Source organism: Guyparkeria halopsychrophila, assembly GCF_044582135.1.
Classification (GTDB): Bacteria; Pseudomonadota; Gammaproteobacteria; order Halothiobacillales; family Halothiobacillaceae; genus Guyparkeria.
In genome coordinates this window covers 1-20679 of record NZ_JBDODP010000022.1, presented here as the reverse complement: position 1 = coordinate 20679, position 20679 = coordinate 1, and the positions used below count along the sequence as shown (strand labels likewise).

Annotated in this window: 20 protein-coding genes and 4 tRNA genes; 18 read left to right on the top strand and 6 right to left on the bottom strand. The window is 66.7% G+C overall.

The genetic code is table 11. The features are described from left to right. Window positions 1–26: 26 nt before the first annotated feature. Window positions 27–1175, bottom strand: a complete 1149-nt coding sequence (locus ABGV18_RS09795) for an acetate/propionate family kinase (protein ID WP_396585864.1) — start codon at window positions 1173–1175, stop codon at window positions 27–29. A gap of 189 nt (window positions 1176–1364) precedes the next feature. Then, complete coding sequence (gene dctP / locus ABGV18_RS09790) at window positions 1365–2438, bottom strand: TRAP transporter substrate-binding protein DctP (RefSeq protein ID WP_396585863.1); 1074 nt, start codon at window positions 2436–2438, stop codon at window positions 1365–1367. A gap of 326 nt (window positions 2439–2764) precedes the next feature. Here dctP and ABGV18_RS09785 point away from each other — a divergent pair, with 326 nt between their 5' ends. Together ABGV18_RS09785 and ABGV18_RS09780 are read left to right on the top strand one after the other, a co-directional pair. Next, window positions 2765–3421, top strand: a complete 657-nt coding sequence (locus ABGV18_RS09785) for a TRAP transporter small permease subunit (protein WP_396585862.1) — start codon at window positions 2765–2767, stop codon at window positions 3419–3421. Next, the gene (locus ABGV18_RS09780) at window positions 3421–4704 is read left to right on the top strand and encodes a TRAP transporter large permease subunit (protein WP_396585861.1); all 1284 of its coding nucleotides are present in this window, start codon (window positions 3421–3423) and stop codon (window positions 4702–4704) included. The genes ABGV18_RS09785 and ABGV18_RS09780 overlap by 1 nt, the downstream gene beginning before the upstream one ends. Before the next feature lie 2 nt (window positions 4705–4706). Here the strand turns inward: ABGV18_RS09780 and murU are convergent, their stop codons facing one another. Both murU and ABGV18_RS09770 read right to left on the bottom strand, forming a co-directional pair. Next, window positions 4707–5375 (bottom strand): N-acetylmuramate alpha-1-phosphate uridylyltransferase MurU, encoded by a 669-nt coding sequence (murU, locus tag ABGV18_RS09775; protein WP_396585874.1) that lies wholly within the window; start codon window positions 5373–5375, stop codon window positions 4707–4709. Between the two features lie 10 nt (window positions 5376–5385). Then, entirely contained in the window at window positions 5386–6402 is a 1017-nt protein-coding gene (locus ABGV18_RS09770; protein WP_396585860.1) for a phosphotransferase, read from the bottom strand. 206 nt (window positions 6403–6608) lie between these two features. On the opposite strand from ABGV18_RS09770, the gene msrP reads away from it, so the two are divergent. From msrP to ABGV18_RS09720, 10 genes are all read left to right on the top strand, one after another. Beyond that, window positions 6609–7550 (top strand): protein-methionine-sulfoxide reductase catalytic subunit MsrP, encoded by a 942-nt coding sequence (gene msrP / locus ABGV18_RS09765; protein ID WP_396585859.1) that lies wholly within the window; start codon window positions 6609–6611, stop codon window positions 7548–7550. Further along, window positions 7550–8167: a ferric reductase-like transmembrane domain-containing protein gene (locus tag ABGV18_RS09760; RefSeq protein WP_396585858.1), complete on the top strand. Its 618-nt coding sequence runs from the start codon at window positions 7550–7552 to the stop codon at window positions 8165–8167. The genes msrP and ABGV18_RS09760 overlap by 1 nt, the downstream gene beginning before the upstream one ends. Window positions 8168–8254: 87 nt before the next feature. After that, window positions 8255–9382 (top strand): FAD-dependent oxidoreductase, encoded by a 1128-nt coding sequence (locus ABGV18_RS09755; protein ID WP_396585857.1) that lies wholly within the window; start codon window positions 8255–8257, stop codon window positions 9380–9382. A gap of 187 nt (window positions 9383–9569) precedes the next feature. Continuing rightward, complete coding sequence (locus ABGV18_RS09750) at window positions 9570–10130, top strand: hypothetical protein (protein ID WP_396585856.1); 561 nt, start codon at window positions 9570–9572, stop codon at window positions 10128–10130. Further along, window positions 10127–11491 (top strand): UDP-N-acetylmuramate:L-alanyl-gamma-D-glutamyl-meso-diaminopimelate ligase, encoded by a 1365-nt coding sequence (gene mpl, locus ABGV18_RS09745; protein WP_396585855.1) that lies wholly within the window; start codon window positions 10127–10129, stop codon window positions 11489–11491. Before ABGV18_RS09750 ends, mpl begins: the two co-directional genes overlap by 4 nt. Then, window positions 11488–12117, top strand: coding sequence for a UbiX family flavin prenyltransferase (locus ABGV18_RS09740; RefSeq protein WP_396585854.1), 630 nt, complete (start codon window positions 11488–11490; stop codon window positions 12115–12117). Before mpl ends, ABGV18_RS09740 begins: the two co-directional genes overlap by 4 nt. Window positions 12118–12613: 496 nt before the next feature. Next, complete coding sequence (gene trxA / locus ABGV18_RS09735; RefSeq protein WP_396585853.1) at window positions 12614–12991, top strand: thioredoxin; 378 nt, start codon at window positions 12614–12616, stop codon at window positions 12989–12991. 37 nt (window positions 12992–13028) lie between these two features. Then, window positions 13029–13943 (top strand): AEC family transporter, encoded by a 915-nt coding sequence (locus tag ABGV18_RS09730; RefSeq protein WP_396585852.1) that lies wholly within the window; start codon window positions 13029–13031, stop codon window positions 13941–13943. A 62-nt stretch (window positions 13944–14005) separates the two neighbouring features. After that, window positions 14006–14593, top strand: coding sequence for an FKBP-type peptidyl-prolyl cis-trans isomerase (locus ABGV18_RS09725; RefSeq protein ID WP_396585851.1), 588 nt, complete (start codon window positions 14006–14008; stop codon window positions 14591–14593). Then, window positions 14593–16383, top strand: coding sequence for a M61 family metallopeptidase (locus ABGV18_RS09720; RefSeq protein WP_396585850.1), 1791 nt, complete (start codon window positions 14593–14595; stop codon window positions 16381–16383). The genes ABGV18_RS09725 and ABGV18_RS09720 overlap by 1 nt, the downstream gene beginning before the upstream one ends. 9 nt (window positions 16384–16392) lie before the next feature. Here the strand turns inward: ABGV18_RS09720 and ABGV18_RS09715 are convergent, their stop codons facing one another. Together ABGV18_RS09715 and ABGV18_RS09710 are read right to left on the bottom strand one after the other, a co-directional pair. Continuing rightward, on the bottom strand, window positions 16393–17238 hold the full coding sequence (locus ABGV18_RS09715) for a flagellar motor protein MotB (RefSeq protein ID WP_396585849.1): 846 nt from the start codon (window positions 17236–17238) through the stop codon (window positions 16393–16395). A gap of 3 nt (window positions 17239–17241) precedes the next feature. After that, window positions 17242–17997, bottom strand: a complete 756-nt coding sequence (locus ABGV18_RS09710) for a MotA/TolQ/ExbB proton channel family protein (RefSeq protein WP_396585848.1) — start codon at window positions 17995–17997, stop codon at window positions 17242–17244. 227 nt (window positions 17998–18224) lie between these two features. Between ABGV18_RS09710 and ABGV18_RS09705 the strand changes: the two genes are divergently transcribed. From ABGV18_RS09705 to ABGV18_RS09680, 6 genes are all read left to right on the top strand, one after another. Next, on the top strand, window positions 18225–19052 hold the full coding sequence (locus tag ABGV18_RS09705; RefSeq protein WP_396585847.1) for a biotin--[acetyl-CoA-carboxylase] ligase: 828 nt from the start codon (window positions 18225–18227) through the stop codon (window positions 19050–19052). 31 nt (window positions 19053–19083) lie between these two features. Further along, window positions 19084–19938, top strand: coding sequence for a type III pantothenate kinase (locus tag ABGV18_RS09700; RefSeq protein WP_396582387.1), 855 nt, complete (start codon window positions 19084–19086; stop codon window positions 19936–19938). A gap of 77 nt (window positions 19939–20015) precedes the next feature. Next, window positions 20016–20091, top strand: a tRNA-Thr gene (locus ABGV18_RS09695). Window positions 20092–20226: 135 nt separating this feature from the next. Further along, a tRNA-Tyr gene (locus ABGV18_RS09690) sits at window positions 20227–20311 on the top strand. Between the two features lie 43 nt (window positions 20312–20354). Next, window positions 20355–20428, top strand: a tRNA-Gly gene (locus ABGV18_RS09685). A 112-nt stretch (window positions 20429–20540) separates the two neighbouring features. Next, window positions 20541–20616, top strand: a tRNA-Thr gene (locus ABGV18_RS09680). Window positions 20617–20679 lie beyond the last annotated feature (63 nt).

The window sequence follows — 20679 nt, the reverse complement described above, 5'->3', positions numbered from 1 at the left end:
GAGCAAGGGGGTGTGTCGAATGGATGTCAGAGCAAGTCCTGTATCTGGCGGATCATTTCCCATTCCTCGTCGGCGGGTACCACCCAGATGCCCGCCGGACTGTGCGGCTGATGCAGGGCGCGTACCCCCGCTTCGTCCCGGCGATTGGCTTCCGGGTCCAGGGAGAGCCCCATCACGCCCAGGCCTTCGCAGACCGATTCGCGCACGACGAGGTCGTGTTCGCCGATGCCGCCGGTGAATACCAGGGCATCCAGCCGACCCAGGTTGACCAGATAGCCACCCAGGTAATGGCGAATGCGATGGATGTACATCGCCAGCGCGGTACTCGCCTCGTCGCTGCCCCGGTCGATCGCGTCGTGGATCTCGCGCATGTCGCGCGTGCCGCACAGCCCCAGCAGGCCGGATTCGTGGTTGAGCAGGTGGTCGACCTCGTCGCTCGACAACCCGCCGCGCCGTTCGAGCACGCCGGGAATGGCTGGGTCGATGTCGCCTGCTCGCGTGCCCATCACCAGGCCCTCGAGCGGGGTCATGCCCATCGAGGTGGCCACGCTGTGCCCGCCACGAATGGCCGTGACGCTCGCGCCGTTGCCCAGGTGCAGCACGATCAGGTTGAGTCGAGCCGGCGGGTGACCGGTGGCCTCGGCGATGCGGCGCAATGCATTGGCGGCCGAAAGTCCATGAAATCCATAGCGGCGGATGCCCAGCCGATCGCGGCACCACGCGGGCAGGGCGTAGTCGCGTGATTCGGGCGGCAGATCGCGGTGGAAGGCCGTGTCGAACAGGGCGTAGTGGGGCGTGTCGGGAAAGCGATGGCGGGCGGCCTCGATGCAGGCCGCCGCGAGCGGGTTGTGCAGCGGCGCGAGCGGTTCGGTCTTGTGCAGCGCGTCGATCACCGCCTGGTCGATCCGCGTCGGGGCGTCGAAGCGCTCGCCGCCATGCACGACGCGGTGGGCGATGCCTGCGAACGGCCCGGCCTCACCCGGTGGCAGGGCGGCGAGCAACTCGTCGAGCGCGTGGGAATGCGCCTCGCCGAGAGGGCCGCCGTCGTCGCTGAGCTCTTCGGCCGTGCAGGCGTGCGTCCGGTTGCCGGCCGAATCGAAGATCGCCAGCTTGAGCGAGGACGAGCCGGCATTGATTGCCAACCAGCGAGTGTCGTCTGGCCCGTCTGCTGCCATTGGTCCGGCCCTCTGCGTGAGCGTGCGGGAAACTGCCCCCGTGATTCGGGGGTTCAATTCAAGCCTAGCCGGAAAAGTCCGTGCTTGTCAGCAGGTTGTGCTCGATCTTGCGTGCCCGGGCATGAAAAAGGCGCGCCGAGTGGCGCGCCTTCTGGTCTTGAACCGATCGGATCCGGGATGGGCGAGTCGTTACTCGTCGTTTCCCTCGGCCACGGCGTCCTGGATGGCGTTGAGGATCTTCTCGCCGCGCGGACCGGTCATCTCGACGTACTGGTCGAATACCGGCTCGACGCTCTCGCGGAAGGTCTCGACCTGTTCAGACGTCAGCTTGATGAACTCGATCTCGCTCTTGGACTTGATCTCCTCGGCCGCTTCGCGGTTGAGCTCCTGCTGCACGTCCCAGATGAACGGGTCGAGCTCCTTGACGGTCTCCTTGACGCTCGCCTGCATGTCTTCCGGCAGGCCCTCGAGGAAGCCCGGGCTCGTGATCACGGTGGACACGAACTGCGCGTTGCGGGCCTCGATCAGGTAGTCCTGCACCTCGTAGAAGCTCATGTCGCGGATGGCGAACATCGGTTGGGTCTGCGCGTCGATCTGGCCGCGCTGCAGGCCGCCGTAGATCTCGGAGTAGGCCATCGGCTTCGGGTTGGCGCCATAACCGTTGTAGGTGGCCAGCAGCAAATCCGACGGCTTGACGCGAATCTTGACGCCCTCGAAGTCTTCCGGTGTTTCGATTGCCTTGTTGGCACTCCAGACCATCCAGCCCTCGGGGACGATCGACAGCAGTTCGAGGCCCTTCTCGCGATAGGCCGCACCCAGCTCTTCGTAGACGACCGGGTTGGAGGCGAAGATCTCCGCGTTGACCGCATCGTCCTGCGAGAACAGGAAGTGCAGGGTGAACACCTGCGCCTCGGGGATGGTCGAGCCGACGTGACCCGCCGAGGCAAAGGCGAACTGCATGGTGTTGTTCTGGATTTGCTGGGTGATGTCCTGCGAGCTGCCCAGCGTGCCGTAGGGGTAGATCTTGACCTCGACGTTGTCGTGCTCGGCCTCGATCTCTTCCTTGAACTTCTCGGCGTATTTCCACTGCACGCCGCCCTTGGTCTCTTCGAGCGCGAAGCGCCAGACCTGCTCGCCTTCGGTGCTCTCGGCGCTGTCGGTGCCATCATCGGATTGACCGCAGCCGGACAGTGCCATGCCGGCGGCGATCGCCAGCGCGCCCATCCAGAGCGTGCCTTTCTGAAAAATTCGTGTGCGTTGCATACCGTTCTCTCTCCCTGGGGTTTTGCTTGTCGTTCACGGTACAAGCGCCCCACTCATCGATGACGGGCGGGCGCTCCGGGAATTCTGCACGAATCGCCCGGTGGGGTTTGCCAGAGGCAGCGGCGATTCGTGCAGACCTTCCCCGATCCCCAAGACCTTAGCACGTCCGCTGACCTGTCCGTTGGACAGGTAAAGTTACGCACGACTACACTGCAGGGCGTTCAGGCGGGCGGCACCGAGCCGCCGCCCGTGCCGGAAAGCGGCGCCAAACGCGGCGCATCAATACTGCCGGGGCGTGCCCGTCTCGCCCGAAAGGGGAAACACCAATGCCGCAAGAGCAGGGAAAGCTGTCCCGGTCGCCGCCGGGGCGGGCGCTGATCCGCCTGGACTGGGTGGTTGGCTGGATCGAGAACATCGTGCTCACCGGGGCCATTCTGCTGATGGCTGGCCTCAATATCGCCAACGTGCTGGGTGACAACCTGCTGAAACAGGGGCTGCCCTTCGCCGGCGAAATCAACCAGGCATTACTGGTCATCATCACCTTTGTCGGCGTGGCCAAGGCCGCGCGACATGGCCGCAACATCCGCATGTCGGCCATATACGATCAACTCAAAGGCCCCTGGCGCAAGGGGGCGAATATCGTGATCACCACCGGCTCGGCGATCGTGATGTTCTACCTGACCTACCACGCCGTGATTTACGAGGCGCAACTGCGCTCGATCGGACAGGCGACGCCGTCGCTGGGCATCCCCCTCTGGATCTTGTACCTGTTCGTGCCCGCCGGGCTCTTTCTCGCCGGCCTGCAATACGCATTGACTACCGTGCGCAACTTCACCTCACCCGAACTCTATCGTTCGTTCCTCGAGCGGGAAGTGTACGAGGACGCCGACTTGAACGCCGCCGAGGGCCGCAAGCTGGAAGATGAGGACGGTGGCATCGAGCCGGGCATGGCCGACAACGACTCGGGCAAGGAGCGCCGCTGATGCTTACCCTCATGTTCGTCCTGATGTTCCTGCTGCTCCTGATGGGGTTCCCGATGATGGTGCCCCTGATCGTGGGGGCGCTGGCGCTGCTGCTGGTTTCCTTCCCCGGTGTGGACCCCAGCCAGATGGTCCAGCAGATGATCGGCGGGGTGCGCCCCTCGGTACTGGTGGCGGTGCCCATGTTCATCCTGGCCGCCGACATCATGACCAAGGGGCACACCGCCAACCGTCTGTTGGATCTGGTGCGTGCCTTCATCGGCCACCGGCGCGGCGGGCTGCCGATCACCACCGCCGTCACCTGCACCCTGTTCGGTGCCGTGTCGGGCTCCACCCAGGCCACGGTGGTCGCCGTGGGCACCGCCTTGCGGCCCAAGATGCTCAAGGCCGGCTATAAGGACAGCTTCACCCTTGCCCTGCTGGTCAACTCCTCGGATATCGCCCTGCTGATCCCGCCGTCGATCGCGGCGATCATCTACGGGGTGGCGGCGAACGTATCGGTGGGTGAGCTGTTCATCGCCGGCATCGGTCCGGGGGTGGCGATCATGTTGATGTTTTCCGTCTACAGCTGGTTCGTCAGCCGCCGCTGGGGGATCGAGCCCGAGGAACGGATCGGCTGGGGTGGCCGGTTGCGGGCAATGAAAGGCGCCATCCTGCCGTTGGGCTTCCCGGTGGTGGTGCTCGGCGGGATCTATTCCGGCCTGTTCAGCCCGACCGAGGCGGCCTCGATGTCGGTGCTCTACGCGCTGATCCTCGAGATGGTGATCTATCGCTCGATCAAGTTTTCCGACCTGCCCGGGATCGCGCTATCCACGGGTCTGATCACCGCGGTGGTGTTCATCCTGGTCGGCGCCGGGCAGGCGTTTTCCTGGGTGATCTCGCTGGCACAGATTCCCTCCGAGGTGCTCGGCCCGATCATCGACCAGGTGGCGTCTAACCCGACCTCCCTCCTGATCCTGATCGCGGTGTCCTACTTCGTCGCCTGCATGTTCGTCGACCCGATCGTGGCGATCTTCGTCCTCACCCCGATCTTCATGCCGGCGATCAATGCCTCCGGCGTCGACCCGGTGCTGGTGGGCACGCTGGTGGTGCTGCAGTCGGCGATCGGCTCGGCCACGCCGCCGTTTGGCTACGATATCTTCACCGCGATGGCGGTGTTCCGGCGGCCCTACTGGGACATCGTCAAGGGCACGCCACCGTTCATCATCATGCTGATCACGATGACGGTGCTCCTGATCTCCTTCCCGCAGATCGCGCTGTTCCTACGCGACCTGGCCTTCCGCTGACGTCAGCCTAGTCGCCGGTCGGCCTCGGCCAGCCGCTCCGGGGTGCCCACGTCCAGCCACTCGCCCCGATGGTGGTGTCCGCAGCCCTGGCCTTTCGCGATGGCCGCGCGCAGCACCGGGCCCAGCGGCCGCTTTCCGGTGGGCAGGGCGGTGAACAGGGTGGAGTCGAAAAGCCCGATGCCCGAATAGGTCAGCCTCGGCCTCGACTCGCCCCCGAGCCGTCCGGTCTCGTCGAGGGTGAAATCCCCGTGCGGGTTGTGTGACGGGTTGTCGACCAGCGCCAGGTGGAACAGGCAGTCGGCATCCAGTTGGCGGGTGGCCAGGCCGGCGTAGTCGATGTCGGAGAGCACGTCGCCGTTGATCAGCAGGAACCGCGGCCCCAACCGCTCGAGCGCCTGGCGAATCCCGCCGGCGGTCTCCAGCGCGTCCTCGGCCCGGTCGCCTTCCACCGAGTACTCGATCGTCAGTCCCCAGTGCTCGCCGTCACCCAGATGCGAACGGATCTGCTTGCCGAGATGGGCCAGGTTGATCACCACGCGCTCGATGCCGGCCGCGGCCAGCCGCTCGAGGTGATGCGCGATCAGCGGCTTGCCGCCCACCTCGATCAGTGGCTTGGGGGTGTGGTCGGTCAACGGGCGCAGCCGTTCGCCGCGGCCGGCAGCCAAAATCATGGCGGTCGTGTCAGCCACGGGCGTTCTCCGGTTCGAGTCCAGCGATCAGCTCGCTCAGCGGAGCGAGGCCCGGCGCGCGGTCGAGTGCCCACTGCAGGTGGCGCCAGGTCAGCGGCAGGTCATCGAGATAGCCGTGCTTGCCGTCGCGGCGACTCAGCCGGGCGAAGATGCCGAGTACCTTCAGATGTCGCTGCACGGCCACCCAGGCAAAGTCCTCGATGAAGTCATTGAGGCTCGCCTCGGTCAGGCCCGCCTCGCGCGCCTGCCGCCAGAAGGCCTCGATCTCGCGCTCGACCCAGTCGACGGGCCAGTCGATATACGAGTCGCGCAGCAGCGAGACCAGGTCGTAGGCCAGGGCCCCGGCCACCGCGTCTTGGAAGTCGATGATCGCCCAGCCCGAGGCGTCGCGCATCAGGTTGCGGCTGTGGTAGTCCCGGTGGACGAACACCGGCGGCATCTCGGCCAGCCGGGTGGCGATCCGGTCACGCAGGTCTTTCCAGCGGCGGGCCTGCTCATCCGACCACGTCACGTCCAGGTGGCCGGCCCGGTACCACTCGTCGAACAGCTGCATCTCGGTGATCAGTCGCGGGGCGTCGAAGGCCGGTAGGTCGTCGCGCTCGACCTGGGCCACCGTGATCAACTGCGCGCGGCATGCGGCGAGTGCGGCCGCCCGTTCCGGCTCGTCCACCCCCGCCTGCCAGGAAAACAGCGTGTCGTTGCCCAGATCGTCAAGGAGCAGAAAGCCGCCCTCCAGGTCGCGGGCATGGATATGCGGCACCGGCAGGCCGGCCCGTTCCAGTCGGGCCTGGACGTCGAGAAATGGCGCCACGGGTTCCTTGTCGGGCGGCGAGTCCATGATCACCAGGCTCTCACCGTTGGGCCCCTGTGCCCGCCAGTAGCGCCGGTTGCTGGCATCGCTGGAGGCCGATTGCAATCCACCAAAGTCGGGGGCGTGCCGCTGCAGGAAGGCGCGGGCCGCCTCGAGGCGAGCGTCGCAGGCAGCAATGTCGGTGGCGGTGTCGGTCATGGGCTCGCGGCTCCTGTGGCCCGGGCGGTCGGTGGGCTGTCGCATTGGGGCATGGCTGGGTGGTCGTGCGTCGAGGCGGCGAACGGCGTCGTGCAGAACGCGATCTTTGCGTCGATACTTTGGGAACCTCTGGGAGGCGAATTCTACCTGTCTGATGCCCTCATCGGCATTCGCCTTCCCGGTCCGTCTGTTAGCCGAGGTCTGTCATGCGTCACCGTATCCGATCCCCCCACGAGCCGCGCGAATGGGAAGTCACCGATCCGACACTGGCCACTGATCGCCACGCGCGGCGCACCTTTCTTCGCTCGATGGTCGGCGCCGGCGCGGCGTTGGCGCTGCCCGGCTGTGGTCGCGCCGACGAGGGCAAGCCCCTGTCTGAGCAGCTCACCGAAAAGGAGGCAATCGCCGGGTACAACAACTACTACGAGCTCGGTACCGGCAAGACCGATCCGTCGCGCAATGCCGATGCGCTGGCTGCCTTGATCGACCGCCTTTCGCCGTGGGAGTTCGAGGTCGACGGCGAAGTGGCCCGCCCGGGGCGGTTCAGCCTCGACGACCTGACCGCGCTAGCTTCGCCCGTGGAGCGCATCTACCGGATGCGTTGCGTCGAAGGCTGGTCGATGGTGATCCCCTGGGAAGGCGTACCGCTCAAGGCGCTGCTCGATCGGGTCGAGCCGACCGCCGATGCCCGTTTCGTTCGCTTCGAGACCGTCTATCGACCCGAGCATCCGCTGCCCGGCCAGACCCGCTCGGTCCTCGAGTGGCCCTACGTGGAAGGGCTGCGGCTGGACGAGGCGATGCATCCGCTGACGCTCTTGGCGACTGGACTCTACGGTGAATCGCTCACGCCGCAGAACGGCGCGCCGGTGCGGCTGGTCGTGCCGTGGAAATACGGCTTCAAGGGCGGCAAGTCGCTGGTGCGCATCAGCCTGGTGCGCGAACAGCCCACCTCGAGCTGGACGGCCGTGGCCCCCCGCGAATACGGCTTTTACGCCAACGTGAACCCCAACGTCGACCATCCGCGCTGGTCGCAGGCTGACGAACGCCGCATTGGCGAATGGGGGCGCCGCGACACCCTGATGTTCAACGGTTATGCCGAGGAGGTTGCGCAGCTCTACCAGGGCATGGACCTCAAGAAGCACTACTGATGGCAGCGCGCCGACCCTGGTTGGCCAATCGCCCAGCCTGGTGGTTGATCTTCCTCGCCCAATTGGCGCCGTTGATCTACCTCGCCTGGGCTATTCCCACCCATCAGCTCGGCTACGAGCCGGTGGTCGACAGCCTGCGGTTTCTGGGTGACACCGCGCTCTACCTGCTGCTGATCGGCCTGGCGGTCACCCCGGTCCAGCGTCTGTGGCCGCGGGCCGGGCTGATCGACTACCGGCGCATGGCGGGGTTGTACGCCTTCTTCTACGCGAGCCTGCACATCCTGCTCTGGGTGATCATCGATCGCCAACTCGATCTGGCCGCGATCTGGGAAGACGTGGTCGAGCGCGAGCACATCACCTTCGGCGCGATCGCGTTCCTGCTGCTGGTGCCGCTGGCGATCACCTCGTCGCGCGGCTGGATGCGACGGCTGGGGCGCCGCTGGAAGATGCTTCACCGGCTGGTCTACCCGGCCACGGCCCTGGTCGTGCTGCATTACTTCCTGTCGGTGAAATTCGACACGCGCACGCCCATCATTCTCGCCGTCTTGTTGCTGTTGCTGTTCCTGGCGCGCCCCATCACCCGATGGCTGGCGGAGAGAGGCCGGCGCTCGGATTGAGTCCTAGAAAGCCGTTATGTCAGGGAATGCCCTTATGCCAATATAAGGGTTTGTGTTGATACGGTTCACAGGCTTCGGAGGCACGGCATGAAATTGACGGTCATCGGTGCGGGCTTCGGCGGTTTGTCGGCGATTCGTCGTCTGCGACGGTTGCGCCCACAGGCGGAAATCACCCTGATCGCACCCGAGCCCACCTTCCAGTACTACCCCAGCCTGATCTGGGTGCCCGCCGGGTTGCGTCGCCGCGAGGACATCCTGTTCGATATCCGCCCGCTGCTCGAGCGTCTGGACGTGCGCTTTCACGCCGGTCGGGTCACCGGGGTCAGCGACGATGGCCGACGGGTGATCACCGACAAGGGCGAGGTCGAGAACGATGGGCTGATCGTCGCCAGCGGTGGTCGATTCATCAAGAAACTGCCCGGCATCGAGCACGCGATCACGCTCTGCGAGGGCATCGATGCCGCTGAGGCGATCCACGACCGCCTCGGCGAGATGCAGGGCGGCACCATCGCCATCGGCTTTGGTGGCAATCCCAAGGAGCCGGCGGCGGTGCGCGGCGGACCGATGTTCGAGTTGCTGTTCGGCATCGATCGCTTGTTGCGCCAGCAGGGACGGCGCGAGCAGTTCAAGCTGGTGTTCTTCAACCCGTCGCCGCGACCGGGCAACCGCCTGGGCGAGTCGGCGGTCGACCGGCTGCTCGACCGGATGCACAAGTTCGATATCGAGACACACCTCGGCGCCAAGCCACAGCGCTTCGAGGCCGACCGCGTGATCACCGAAAAGGGCGAGTTCGCGGCCGACCTGATCCTGTTCATGCCGGGGATGACTGGGCCGGCCTGGCTCGAGAACGCCCCGTTCCCGACCTCGCCGGGCGGCATGATCGAGGCCGACGAGCACGCGCGGGTCAAGGGGGCGGACAAGGTCTACGTTGCCGGGGATTCCGGCAGTTACCCCGCCCCCGACTGGGCGCCCAAGCAGGCGCACATGGCCGATCTGCAGGCGGTGGCGGCGGCCGAGAACCTGGTCGCCGAGCTTGACGGCCAGCCCGCCGATCGCACCTTCAAGTGGGAACTGGTCTGCGTGATGGACATGCTCGACCGGGCGACGCTGGTGTTTCGCAACGACAAGCGCCAGTTCGTCACCCCGCCATGCCGTCTGCTGCACTGGGCCAAGCGCCTGTTCGAGTGGTGGTACCTGCGTGATCTACGTCGCTAAAGGGGCGAACCAGCCGGCAGGCCAGAGGCATTGGCCAGAAGCCTTAGCGATTCGTGCAGGGCTTTCTGGATAATCGTTCGCGGCGGACGGGCGCAGACGGCGGGTCGGGTTTTGCGCTAGGCTTGCTGCCGTCTTTTTTCGGGCCGCGTGTCGGCCGAGCCACGTCAACGGGTGTGCCGAGTTGTCTTTGATCCGTCTTTTCTTCCAAATGCTGTTCCTGCGGGCCGGCCCCGAGGACATGCCTGCCGGCCAGCAGCCCCTGCTGATCGCGGTGGGCTTTTACGTCGTGGTCGGGGTGTTACTGGACCTGGCCGTTGCCAGCGATAGCGGGCTGGGTGGTGGCCTGGGTTCGGGGCTGATGCTGCTCGCCGCCGACGCCCTGGTGCTGGTCGTCTATTCGGCCGGGCTGACGCTACTGCGCAATCATCGCGAGCGCATCCCGCAGATGCTCACGGCCCTGTTCGGCGCGACGGCGATGCTGGGCCTGGTGGCCTGGCCGCTGGTCGCGCTGCAGCCGACCGGCGCCGAGGCGGCGAACATCGACAGCCAGCTGGGCCTTTGGTCGGTGATGATGATCGCGCTGTTCGCCTGGAACCTGGTGGTGCTGGGCCAGATCTATCGCCGCACGCTCGATTTCGGCGCGGCGATCGGCGTGCTCACTGCGCTGGGCTACTTCATCCTCAGCTCGCTGATCTACATGACGCTGGCGGTGCAACTGCTCCCCGGCGAGACGGGACTGCCGACATGACCGCTGCCAGTCAGAAACTGCACATCCTCGGCATCGCCGGCACCTTCATGGGCTCGCTGGCATTGCTGGCCCGGGAGATGGGCTACGAGGTCTCCGGCCGTGACCACGCCATCTACCCGCCGATGAGCGACCAACTTGCCACCGCGGGCATCGCGGTGGAGACCGACATGGAGGCCCCCTTGCCGTCGGATGCCGAGATCATCGTCGGCAACGTGATGCGCCGCGACATGCCGGTGATCGACCAACTCCTCAGTGGCTTCTACCGCTTTCGTTCCGGGCCGCAATGGCTGGGCGAGGAAGTGCTCTCCCAGCGATTCGTGCTGGCCGTCTCCGGCACCCACGGCAAGACCACCACCAGCTCGATGGTCGCGCACATCCTCGAGGCGGTCGGTATGGCCCCCGGGTTTCTGATCGGCGGGGTGCCGGGGGGCTTCGGCGTCAGCGCTCGCCTGGGCGAGACGCCCTTTTTCGTCATCGAGGCCGACGAGTACGACACGGCCTTTTTCGACAAACGCTCGAAGTTCCTGCACTACCGGCCGCGTGGCCTGGTGATCAACAACCTCGAGTTCGATCACGCCGACATCTTCGACGACTTGGCCGCGATCGAGCGACAGTTTGCCCACCTGCTGCGATTGGTCCCGGGGCAGGGCAAGGTCATCGCCCCGCTCGACGAGCCGGCGATCGACCGCGTGCTGGCCGCAGGGGTCTGGTCGCCGGTCGAACGACTGGCCGAGCAGTCAGCGCCGGGTGCCGACTGGTGGCAGGACGGGGGCGAGCTGTTCTGCGCGGGCGAGTCGGTCGGCTCCTTTCCCGCCTCCATCCAGGGCGCGCACAACCGCCGCAACGCGATGGCCGCCGTGGCGCTGGCCCGGTTTGCCGGGGTACCGGCCGCCGAGGGGCTGGCGGCACTGGCGGACTTCGGCGGTGTCGCGCGACGCCTCGAGCTCAAGGGCGTGGCCGGCGGGGTGCGCGTGATCGACGATTTCGCCCACCACCCGACCGCCATCGAGGCGACGCTCGCCGCGGTGCGCGAGCAGATGCCGGCCAGGGGGCGACTGGTAGCGGTGCTCGATCCGCGGTCGAACACCATGCGCGCCGGCGTGCATGCCGCCCGGCTGGCCGGTGCCCTGTCGGCCGCCGATCGGGTGTTCGTGCATGCGCCGGGCGATCTCGCCTTTGACCCGGCCACCGTGCTCGCCGATCTGGGCGAACGGCTGGTCGTGGCTGCGTCGGTCGAGCAGCTGCTGGAGACGGTGCAGGCCGCCTGCCAAGACGGTGACTGGGTGGTCTCGATGAGCAACGGCGGCTTCGGCGGTTTTCCGGCCCGGCTGGTCGACGCGCTGCGCGAGGTGACGGCATGAGGCGTCGCGTTGATACCGAGCACGTCGTGCTGGCGATGACCGGGGCCTCCGGTCTGCCCTACGCGCTGCGCCTGCTCGAATGCCTGATCGCCGCGAATTGCCGGGTGAGTCTGATTGCCTCGAAGGCGGCCCACGCGGTGGCCGCCCTGGAGCTCGACGAGCCGTTTCCGGCCCGTCACGATGCGCTGGCCGCCGAGCTGGGCGGGCGGTATGGCGCCGCCGAGGGGCAAGTCAGAGGCTTCGCCCGCCAAGACTGGACCGCGCCGTTCGCCTCCGGCTCCAACCCGCCGGATGCGATGGTGGTCTGCCCCTGCACCACCGGCACGCTCGGGGCGATCGCCAACGGCCTGTCGGATTCCCTGATCGAGCGCACCGCCGATGTCTGTCTCAAGGAGCGCCGCGATCTGGTGATCGTGCCGCGCGAAGCGCCCCTGACCGCGATCGCGCTCTCGCAGATGACGCGGCTGGCCGAGCTGGGCGCGGTGATCCTGCCGCCGTCGCCGGCCTTCTATCATCGCCCGCAGACGATCCAGGACCTGATCGATTTCACCGTCGCCCGCATCCTCGACCAGATCGACGTGACCCACGACCTGCATGCCCGCTGGGGCGAGCGGGGTGGGCGCTAGGGACGGTCTCGCCCTGTTCGCGCCGCGGACGGTGCCGTTCCCTGCCGGCCAGTTGCCGCGGCGGCTGCTGGGCGTGCGGGTTGTCGGGAAAGACCCGCTTTCGCGTCATCGAGCACGCCCCGAGGCCCGCGACGTCGTCCGTGCTTGGGTTGAATTCCTTGAGGATGCCCCTATCTCGGGCGATTCGATCCCGGCCGATCGTGGTCGGCAACGGATCGAAGCCTGGCTCGGCTGGATGCCGCCATGGTTGCCGAGGCCGGTGATGAACCGCGCCTGATGCGGCCGTGCCATCGAGTGGCCGAACGGCTGGCGCTGGATCGGGTCGCACGACCGCCCCCGCTCGGCGACGCGAGTCAAAGGGGATGGCCGACGGCCTGTTTCGATCGCCGAGCCGATGATGGCCGGCGGTGGCCTCGAGCAACGAGTTTTCGTGACCCGGTGGATCCGGGTCGACATGTGGCCGGCCCGTGGGCCGGCATGATCCAAAGGTGTCTTTATGACCGTTCAAACCGCGACCGCGGACAACCTCGAAGGCCTTCTCAAGGACAACGACATCCTGCTGCTGGATTTCTGGGCGCCTTGGTGCGGTCCATGCAAATCCTTCGGGCCGATCTTCGAGCAGGCCGCCGAGGCCAACCCCGAGGTGGGTTTCGCCAAGGTCAACACCGAGGAAGAGCAGGCGATCGCCGGTCATTTCCAGATCCGCTCGATCCCGACGCTGATGGTGTTCCGCGAGCAGATCCTGCTGTTCAACCAGGCCGGCGCCCTGCCGCGCAATGCCCTCGACGAGCTGATCACCAAGGTCAAGGACCTCGACATGGACGAGGTGCGTGCCGAGGTCGAGAAGGCCGAAGCGGAGTCCAAGGAGCAGTGATCCGGACGGTTGACCGGGGCGCGGCAGGGTCTGGCCGGTGATCTCGGTCATCCTGCAGATGGCCGGCACCATCGCGCTGGGCCACATCTGGCGCTACCTGCCCCTGGGCGGGTGGACGGCCGACCGGGCGCGCGGGGCACTGACCTCGTCGGTGTACTACCTGTTCCTGCCGGCGTTGGTGTTGTCGGTGCTGTGGCGTGCGCCGCTGGGCGTGGATACCCTGCGGATTGCCGGGACGGCCGCCGTGGCGGTGATCGGCTCGCTGGCGTTGATGTACGCCGTCGGGCGGCTGATGCCGTTGAGCCGGGCGCAGTTTGGGGCGCTGCTGCTGGCGGCGAGCTTCCCCAACGCGACCTACATGGGCCTGCCGCTGCTGGGCAGCCTGTTCGGCGATGCCGGGCAGGCGGTCGCCATCCAGTACGACCTGTTCGCCTGCACGCCGTTGCTGCTCTCGGTGGGGATTCTCCTTGCCGCGCATTACGGCGACAGCGAGGAGCAGGTCCACCCGCTCAAGACCCTGCTCAAGGTGCCGCCGCTGTGGGCGGCGGTCGCCGGGGCGGGGCTGAACCTGCTCGGTGTGCCGCAGCCCGACTGGGCGGCCGAGTGGCTCGATCGTATCGGCGCGGCCGTGGTGCCGATCATGCTGGTCGCGCTGGGCATGAGCCTGCGGTTGGAGACATTGACCGGGCGGCAGCTGCTGACCGTCAGTCCGGCGATCGCGATCCAGTTGCTGTGGATGCCCTTGATCGCGCTGGGCTTCGCGCTGGCGGTCGGCACCAGCGGCCAGACGCTCACGGCCGTGGTGCTGGAGGGGGCGATGCCGGTAATGGTGCTGGGGCTGGTGCTCTGCGACCGCTTCGGTCTGGACACGGGGCTCTACGCCACCACGGCGAGCGCCTCGACCCTGCTTGCCCTGCTGACGCTGCCGTTCTGGCATGGCGTGGCAATCTGAATCGGGAACCCTCTGCGGCATCACGATCGCGCAGAGGGTTCCTAACGGAGGAATGACGAGACATGAGTGAAGAACGACTGCAAGACGGGCAACAGGGCACCGGTCACCCGGTGGAAAAGGATCGCGTGGTGCGCGTGTTTCACCTGATGCGCGATGACGATGGCGCGGTTCTCGCCGACACGCGCGTTGACGGCTTCGAGTACATCCACGGTCACGGCAACCTGATTGCGGGGCTGGAGGCCGCGCTCGAGGGCCACGTCGAGGGAGACGAGATCGAGGTGACCGTCGAGCCGGAACAGGCCTACGGCCTGCACGACATCGAGGGCGTGATCGAGGTGCCGCGTGAACGCATCGAGGCGCAGGCGGAGCTCGCGCCGGGGAACATGGTCGAGGCCCACGGGCCCGAGGGTCGCATCGAGATGCTGATCCTCGAGGTCGGCCACCAGACCGTGAAGGTCGACCTCAACCACCCCCTGGCCGGCTTTCGTCTGCACTTTGTCGCCCGGGTTGGCCTAGTGCGCGAGGCGCATCCCGACGAGGTCAAGCACGGTCGCGTCCATCCGGGCGGTCACCACCTGATGACCAGTGATTCGTCGGTGCCCGACCTGCCGGGCCAGGAATCGGGCCAGGACAAGGGGCAGGGGGCCTGATGAACCAGTCCGCTGCCACCGCGACCGACGCCCGAGTTGAACCGTTCTACCGCATCGAGTTTCCCGGCTATCACAGCCGTTATCTCGACGTGACCTTGCGGTTGCCTCCATCGACCGCCGGTTATCGGCTCAGTCTGCCGGCGTGGATCCCGGGGAGCTACCTGGTGCGTGATTTCGCCCGCCACCTGGTGGGCAAGCATGCCGAGGACGCCCGCGGTCGACGGGTGGCGATCACCCCGGTCGACCAGCAGACCTGGGATCTGGCTGCCCATGACGAGCCGGTCGCCGTCCACTACCGTGTCTACTGTGCCGACTTCTCGGTGCGTAGCGCGCACGTGGATTCGAGTCACGTCTTCTTCAACGGCACCAGTGTCTTCCTGCGGGTGCACGGTGCCGAGCAGGCGCGCCACGAGGTGGTGATCGACGGCCACGAGCTGCCCGACGAGTGGCGCGTGGCGACCACCCTGCCGGCGATCGCCGTCGACGAACGGGGCTTCGGCGACTTCGCCGCCGCTGGCTACGAAGCCCTGATCGACCACCCGGTGGAGATCGCCGATTTCGTCGAGCGCCAGTTCACCGCCGGGGGCGTGCTGCATCGCATGGTGTTCACCAATGCCCTGCCCGAGACCGATTTCGATCGGATCACGGCCGATGTCGCGCGTATCTGCGAGACCGAGATCGAGCTGTTCGACGGCGCGCCCTTCGACGAGTACCTGTTCCTGGTCGCGCTGGACGACTCGGGCTTCGGCGGGCTTGAACACCGCGATTCGACCGCGCTGATCTTCCCGCGTGCCTACCTGCCCTCGGTGACGGCCGGTGGGGTGAGCAAGGAATACCAGCGTTTCCTGAGCCTGTGCGCCCACGAGTATTTCCACAACTGGAACGTCAAGCGGATTCGTCCGGCGGCGTTCGCCGGTCTGCCGCTCGACCGCCCGGCGTACACGCGTCTGCTGTGGGTGTTCGAGGGCTTTACCAGTTACTTCGACGACTGGCTGGTGCGTCACGCCGGCCTGATCGACGAAACCCAGTACCTCGCCGCCCTGGAGGAGACCATCAACCGCGCCATGCGTGGCAAGGGCTGGTCGCGGCAGACGTTGGAGGAGTCGAGTTTCTATGCCTGGACGCGCTTCTACCAGCAGGACGCCAACGCGGTGAATGCGATCGTCAGTTACTACACCCGCGGGGCGATCGTGGCGTTGATGCTCGATCTGATGCTGCGCGAACGTGGCGCAAGCCTGATGGACGTGATGCGCCGTCTGTGGGAGCACCACGGGGAGTCACCGCTGCTCGAGGGCGAGCAGGTCGAGGCACTGATCGAGGCGGCGATGGGCGAATCGATGGGCGAGTTCTTCGATCGTGCCCTGCGCTCGACCGAGACGCTCGATGTTGCCGGGTTGTTGGCGCGTTTCGGCGTGGCGATGGTACCTCGCGCCGAGCAGGGCGGGCCGGACGTCGGCATTCGCGTCGATGAGCGCGATCCGCAGGCGGCCCGTGTGGCGTTGGTGTTCGAGGACCGCCCGGGCGCGGCCGCGGGGCTCGCGGTCGATGATCGCATTATTGCCATCGACGGCTTTGCCGTGAGCGGCAGTAATTGGGGCGAGCGGGTCGCGCGGCATCGTGCCGGGGATCGACTGGCCCTGCACGTCTTCCGCCAGGGGCGGTTGCTGGAAATGACGCTGACGCTGGCGCCGGAGTGTCTCAACCAGCACCGCCTCGAGCATGCGGCGGGTGACATCCGGACCGAGGCGCGCTTTGCCGACTGGCTGGCGCCTCACCGCGTCACGACGTGATCCTGCGATTCAATCGATCGGCTGGCCGTCCAGCTGGTGGGGCTTGTCGGCATCGGCCCACGTCGGGATCAGGGCGATCTCGACCCGGCGATTGATCGCCCGGCTGGCCTCGCTGTCGTTGGGGGCGATGGGGTTGTTCTCCCCCATGCCGCGGGCCGAGAGGCGGTCGGCGTCGATGCCCTGATCGCGTAGCGACATCAGCACGCTCACCGCCCGTGCTGCCGACAGATCCCAGTTGGAGCGGAACCGCCCCGAGCTGATCGGCACGTCGTCTGTGTAGCCGGTGACCACGATGCGGTCGTCGCTATTGACCAGGTCGTCGGCGATCCGGTTGACCACCGGCTCGAAGGCCCGCTGCATATTGGCGCTGCCCGAGGGGAACGAGGCGTTTTCCTTGATGCGGATGATGACCGTGTCGTCGGTGGTCTCGATCTCGAGATCGCCGGCGGCGATGGCGTCGCTCATGGTCGACCGCAGTTCGGCCGCGCGTTCCTCGAGTTGCTTGCGACGCAGGTCCTCAAGCGCGCGGGCGCTGCTGTCTTCCCCGGTGTTCGCCGTGGGCGGGGCGTCGAGTGCGATCAGCTGGGTTGGCGGCGGTCCCTCGATCGTGCTGTCGGGGTCGGCGGCCCCCGGTGCCAGTTCCACCAAGGACTCCCCCGGGGCGGCCGTGCTGTCGGCGGGGAGACTGCCGAAGGAACTGCGCAGGGTGTCGGCGACCGCCTTGTAGCGCTCGATGTCGACCACCGAGATCGACAGCATCAGCACGAAGAAGGTCAGCAGCAGCGTGACCATGTCGGCGTAGGTGGTCAGCCAGCCGCCGGAACTCCCGACCTTGCGTCGACGACTGCGTGCCATGGCTTAGTCGTCCTCCTGGCGCTCGCGGCTGGGCAGAAAGGTCTCCAGCAGCCCGCGTAGGATGCGCGGATTGATGCCGTCCTGGATGCCTCGAATGCCCTCCAGGATCAGGCGCTGCTCGCGTGATTCCTGGGTGGCACGCATCTGCAGCTTGGTCATGATCGGCAGGGCGATCGCCTGCGCGACCAGCGCGCCGTAGAAGGTGGTGAGGAGGGCGGTGGCCATCGCCGGGCCGATACTCGACGGGTCGTCGAGTGCACTGAGCATCTGCACCAGGCCGACCAGGGTGCCGATCATCCCCATCGCGGGGGCGACATCGTAGATGCTCTTGAACATCTGCACGCCGCCGTCGTGGCGCTCCTCGGAGAGCTCGATGTCGCGGTCGAGGGTGCGCTCGATCACCCCCATCGGCTGGCCGTCGACGATCATGCGCACGCCCTTTTCCATGAACGGGTGGCTGACGTCCTGGTCCTCCAGGGCCAGGGCGCCGTCGTGGCGCGCGACCTGTGCCAACTCCTCGATCTCGTCGATCAGTCCGGTAAGACTGTGTTGCCGATCGACGAAGGCCTGCTTGACCACGCCGAACGACTGGACGAACTGACGGAACGTGATCATTGCCAGGGTGATCGACAGGGTGCCGCCGATCACGATCAGCGCGCCCGGGATGCTGATGAACCCGAGCGGGTACTGTCCCAGGCCGATCGCGAGGATCACGACGGACAGTGCCGCGACGATGCCGATGATGGTTGCTTTGTCCAAGGGGCTCCTCGGTTGGTCGTCCCGTGATCGCAGAATGGTTCGGGATGAAATCGATCGAGTGGGCGCTGATTGTCTGAGCGGACTCATTCCGTCGGCCCGAGCCAGTATAATCGGGCCCGTTGGGCAAAACTTGAGGGTGCCGGCGGTCAATTGCCGCTCTGGTGCCCCTAGACGGCCATACTCTGGCACGCTCCATCCTCCTGCCCGTTTTTTCGCCGGGGCCTCTGATGCAACGCGACGCCGCGCTCGATTTCGACCCGCTCGCCCGGCAGTTGCAGCGCCTGGCCGCGCGCCGGGGCTGGCTGATGGCTGCCGAGGAGCGTGTCGACTCCACCAACGAGCGCGTGCGCGCCCTGGTCGACTCGGCCGATGGCGCCGATCGGATGCCGGCCGTGGTCGTGGCGGCTGAACAGACCGCCGGGGTCGGGCGTCGCGGCGCGCGCTGGCTGAGCACGCCGGGCGATGGCCTGTGGTTTTCATTGGCCGTTGCGGCCGGGGCGGAGTTGCCGGAAGCGTCGCCGGGGCTTGCGCTGGCGGGGCGGCTGGCCGGGGTGCTGCAAGGGCGGGGCGTGCCGGCGACCGTCAAGTGGCCCAACGATCTGTATCTCGAGGGAGGCAAGCTCGGCGGGCTGATGATCGAGCGGCGTCGTCTTCGCGGCACGGTCTGCTGGCTCGCCGGGGTCGGAATTAACTGGCGGCATCCTGTCGGCCCGCTGGATGCGGACTATCGGGCCTCGGCCATCAGCGAGGCGGCTGACGGCCGGCCGGGCGATGCCATCGAGCTGGCGTTGGCCCTGATCGAGGCGGCGGTCACCGTGATGGCGCGCCCCGAGCAGTGGCCGGCCGAGATCGCGCGATTGTCATGCGCGCATCTTGGCTTTGAACGACCGGTGGCGGTGGAGCGCGGCGATGGCGCCTGCGTGACCGGCATCGCCGGGGCGATCTGTCCCGATGGCGCTCTCGAAATCACCCTCTCCGATGGGCGCGTGATTCGGGCGGGTGCGCATGATCGGGTGCGTGTGCTCGCCGAGCACACCGGGCACGACTCATATTGAACGTTCGTTATTTAAGGAAGGCCTGACCTAAGTGAACTGTTACATCGATGCGGGCAATAGTCGGATCAAGGCACATCTTGCCCGTCGCAGCCAGAAGGCCGTCGAGCCGGTCGTCGTCGACTGGCCGGCCGCCAACGAATCCGATCCCGTCGGTGCGTTGGCGACCCGGCTCGAGCCATTGCTGGTCGACGAAAAGGGCCGGTCGCCAAAGCAGGTCGTGCTGGCCTCTGTGGTCGAGCCGCGTCGCCGCGACTGGCTGGAGACCGCGATCGCCGAGATCTGCCCGCAGGCGGAATGCCGCTGGCTCGAGGTGCCCGGCAAGTGCTGCCATGTCCGTGTCGCCTACGAGTCGCCGGCCGGGCTCGGCATCGACCGCTTCTGCGCCATGATCGAGGCCCGTGCCCGGCACGCCGACCGGCCGCTGGCGGTCATCAACGCGGGCACCGCGATTACCCTGGATGTGCTTGCCGCCGACGGGCAGCACCTCGGTGGCCTGATTCTGCCGGGCTGGCGTGCGCAGTTGGAGGCCTTGCGTTCGGCGGCGCCCGCGCTGGGGCCTGCGGTCGAATCGCTGGAACGCACCGATGCGCCCGCCGAACCGCGAGAGGCGAATGCGCCGGTTCCCGAGGCGACACGACGGCTGGGTCTGGCAACTGACACCTTGACGGCGATCGAGTTGGGCCGCCATTGGCTGATTGCCGCCGGCGTGAACCAGATGTTGTCCGTCTGGCAGGAGCGGTTCGCTGACGATGGAGCGCTGCTCGCCGTGATTGCCGGCGGGGATGCCGAACGACTCGTCGACCTGATCGACCCGGCGTTCGAGCGTTGCCTCGAAACCGATCTGGTGCTCTCCGGGGTGGTTCGGCTGGCGCGAGCGCGTCGCTAGCCCTGTGACCATCGGCATGTCGGCGGGCCGAGCGGCTTGGCAAAAGGGCGCTCGTGTGCGTAAAATGCGCGGCCATTGCCGGCTTAGCTCAGTTGGTAGAGCAACCGCCTTGTAAGCGGTAGGTCGTGAGTTCGAGTCCCACAGCCGGCACCAGAAGGAGGACGTTCGCGAGACTGCGGTTTCGCGGGCGTTGGCCGACATCACGATGCGTGCCCTTGCCGTGATGTCCAAGCCGCGGACCGGGTGTTGACAGCCCGGTCCTTTTTGTGAAGAATGGCGCGCTTCCCGGGTGGGGTACCCAAGCGGTCAACGGGAGCAGACTGTAAATCTGCCGGCTCAGCCTTCGCAGGTTCGAATCCTGCCCCCACCACCAGACAAAACGGGTCTCGCGACCGCTCGCGGGGCTCTAATGGTCTGCGGGTGTAGTTCAATGGTAGAACCTCAGCCTTCCAAGCTGATGACGTGGGTTCGATTCCCATCACCCGCTCCAGTCCTGCGATCCGGGTCGTCCGGCCCGGTTCCGGAACGGACCGACGCGACCCTCCAAGAGGTCGCATCTGTTGCTAGAAATTGCGTCGGCGGCCCGTCGTCGACTCATATTTGCTCATGTAGCTCAGTTGGTAGAGCACGTCCTTGGTAAGGACGAGGTCACCGGTTCAAATCCGGTCATGAGCTCCACATTTCCATTTGCTTGTCCCGGTTGGCGGAGGATGCGATGTCTAAGGAAAAGTTCGAACGTAG